Here is a 2,208-nt window from a genome sequence, read left to right on the forward strand (position 1 = left end):
GGGCCGTCACCGCCCGGCGCGCCACGCGCGCGCCGGACCCGCCGGCCGGGGCCCTGGCCGCGCCGGCCGCGGCGGTCGGCCGGACCCTGGCCGCGGCGGCCCGGCGCGGCGAGGTCATCACCGACGTCCGGCTGGTCGACCCGGCCGGACCACCACCGGGACCGGGACGGGTCGCGGTGCCCGTCCGGCCGGCCGATGCGACCGTGGCCGAGCTGCTGCGGCCCGGCATGCACGTCGCGGTGCTCGCGGTGGCCGAGGACGGCACCGCCGACGTGCTGGTCGCCGATGCCGTGGTGCTGCTGGTGCCGCCGGCCGCCGACCGGCGCGACCAGGGTCCGCCGGTCGTGCTCGCCGTGCCCGCCGATCTGGCGGATCGGGTGATCGGCGCCGCGCTGACCGGCACCGTTGCCGTGCGGTTCACCTGATCGGTACTGTCGCTCCGTCATCTCGGGGATCGCGTAGGGGGCGTCCCGGACCACGCCACAGCGCGGTGGCCGGTCATCCGGGGGTGGCGGTCTGCTGTGGAGGACACACCATGATCAAAGGCTTCAAGGACTTCCTGCTGCGCGGCAACGTCATCGACCTGGCCGTCGCGGTGGTCGTCGGCGCCGCGTTCACCGCGCTGGTCACCGCCGTCACGGCCAACCTCATCGAGCCCGTGCTCAACGCGCTCGGCGGGGTGGACACCGGGTCGATCGGCTTCTACGTCAATCCGAGCAAGCCCGAGTCGTACGTCAACATCAGCGCGATCCTGAACGCGATCATCACGTTCATCATCACGGCGCTGGTGGTCTACTTCGTCTTCGTCGCGCCGATGAAGAAGATCTCGGACATGGCGGCCAAGAAGAAGGTTCCGGTCAAGGCCGACCCGACCGAGGTCGAGCTGCTGATCCAGATCCGCAACCTGCTGCGCGACCAGAACGCGAGCGCCGACACCGACACCGGCGGCGCCCCCGCGGGCCAGGCCGCCGGTCCGGCCCCGGCCCCGGGCAGCGGCGGCTGATCCGACTCAGCCGTGGTGCGGCGGCCGGTTGTCCAGGTACCACCGGTCGTCGTCCCGGTCGCGGTCGGCCGCCCGCGGGCGGTCCCGCTCGTCACCGGTGACGTCGGGCAGGACGTCGCCGAAGATCTCGTCGATCCGTCGCCGGTCGGCCGGGGTCGGCGCGGGGCGCGCTGAGGAATGGTCCGCGGCGGGCTCGGCGGGTACGTTCATGCCGCCAGCATTCCACCGCCCGTGACGGCGCCCCACGGGCCGCCGTGCGGGCCGTCAGCAGGAGCGATCGTGGGACTGATCGACGACAGCATCGGGCGGGCCAAGGACACCGCGGACGGGCTCAACCGCAAGGCGCAGGACGTCGCCGGGGACGCGCTGAACCGGGCCGCCCAGACGGCCGGACCCGTGATCGACAGGGCCAAGGAGGCCGCCGCCCCGGTGCTCGCCCCGCTCGCACCGGCGGTGGACAAGGCCAGGACGGTGGCCGGCGACGTGGCGGGCCGGGCGCTCCAGGTCGCCGGCCCGGCCGTGGACCAGGCCAAGGCGGTGGCCGGTGCGGTGACGGGCAAGGCGATCGAGGTCGCCGGCCCGGCCGTCGACCAGGCCAAGGCGGCCGCCGGCAGCGCCGGGCAGCTCGTCGGCGGCGCCGTCGACACCATCAAGGAGCGGGTGCTCAGACCTCAGGATCGCTGAGCTGCTCGATCACGTGGATGGCCAGCGGGGTCAGGGTCGCCATGCCGTCGCGGATCGCCGCCCGGGTGCCGGCGATGTTGGCGACCAGCGTCGACCCGGACACCCCGACCAGCCCCCGCGAGATCACCGCGTCGGTGACGCCCGCAGCCATCCCGGACCAGCGCAGCGCCTGCGTGACGCCGGGCAGCTCCCGGTCGATGACCTCGGACGTCACGTCCGGCGTGACGTCCCGGGGCGAGACCCCGGTCCCGCCGACGGTGACGACCAGGTCGACACCGCCGATCACGGCGGTGTTCAGCGCGGTCCGGATGGCGACCTCGTCCGACGGCACGGTCACCGACCCGTCGACGACGAAGCCCGCCTCCACCAGGAGCTCGGTGACCAGGGCACCGGCGCCGCCGTCGTCCTCACCGTGCAGGGTGTGATCGGTGATGGACACGATCAAGGCCCGACCGGCGTGATGGTTGGACACCGCAATGGCCTCCTCGTCGTGGTCGACGCGACCGATCGCATCGTTCCGG

At 73.9% G+C, this 2,208-nt stretch carries 5 protein-coding genes; 3 read left to right on the forward strand and 2 right to left on the reverse strand.

What is annotated here, in order from left to right; all coding sequences use genetic code 11:
• Together ACOJUF_RS23675 and mscL are read left to right on the forward strand one after the other, a co-directional pair.
• On the forward strand, positions 1 to 425 hold a 425-nt coding region (locus tag ACOJUF_RS23675), incomplete at its 5' end, for a hypothetical protein (RefSeq protein WP_420124266.1).
• Between the two features lie 110 nt (positions 426 to 535).
• Complete coding sequence (gene mscL, locus ACOJUF_RS23680) at positions 536 to 1,003, forward strand: large conductance mechanosensitive channel protein MscL (RefSeq protein WP_420124267.1); 468 nt, start codon at positions 536 to 538, stop codon at positions 1,001 to 1,003.
• A gap of 6 nt (positions 1,004 to 1,009) precedes the next feature.
• On the opposite strand, the gene ACOJUF_RS23685 is transcribed toward mscL, so the two are convergent.
• Entirely contained in the window at positions 1,010 to 1,213 is a 204-nt protein-coding gene (locus ACOJUF_RS23685; RefSeq protein ID WP_420124268.1) for a hypothetical protein, read from the reverse strand.
• 69 nt (positions 1,214 to 1,282) lie between these two features.
• On the opposite strand from ACOJUF_RS23685, the gene ACOJUF_RS23690 reads away from it, so the two are divergent.
• Entirely contained in the window at positions 1,283 to 1,687 is a 405-nt protein-coding gene (locus tag ACOJUF_RS23690; protein ID WP_420124269.1) for a hypothetical protein, read from the forward strand.
• On the opposite strand, the gene ACOJUF_RS23695 is transcribed toward ACOJUF_RS23690, so the two are convergent.
• Positions 1,668 to 2,195: a MogA/MoaB family molybdenum cofactor biosynthesis protein gene (locus tag ACOJUF_RS23695; protein WP_420124270.1), complete on the reverse strand. Its 528-nt coding sequence runs from the start codon at positions 2,193 to 2,195 to the stop codon at positions 1,668 to 1,670. The two genes, ACOJUF_RS23690 and ACOJUF_RS23695, sit on opposite strands and share 20 nt — an antisense overlap.
• Positions 2,196 to 2,208: the final 13 nt, after the last annotated feature.

This window comes from Nakamurella sp. (assembly GCF_048594475.1).
Classification (GTDB): domain Bacteria; phylum Actinomycetota; class Actinomycetes; order Mycobacteriales; family Nakamurellaceae; genus Nakamurella.

Bases quoted from the DNA above. Each gene is read 5' to 3' on its own strand.
- ACOJUF_RS23685 (WP_420124268.1), bottom strand. From the start codon at position 1,213: ATGAACGTACCCGCCGAGCCCGCCGCGGACCATTCCTCAGCGCGCCCC.
- mscL (WP_420124267.1), top strand. From the start codon at position 536: ATGATCAAAGGCTTCAAGGACTTCCTGCTGCGCGGCAACGTCATCGAC.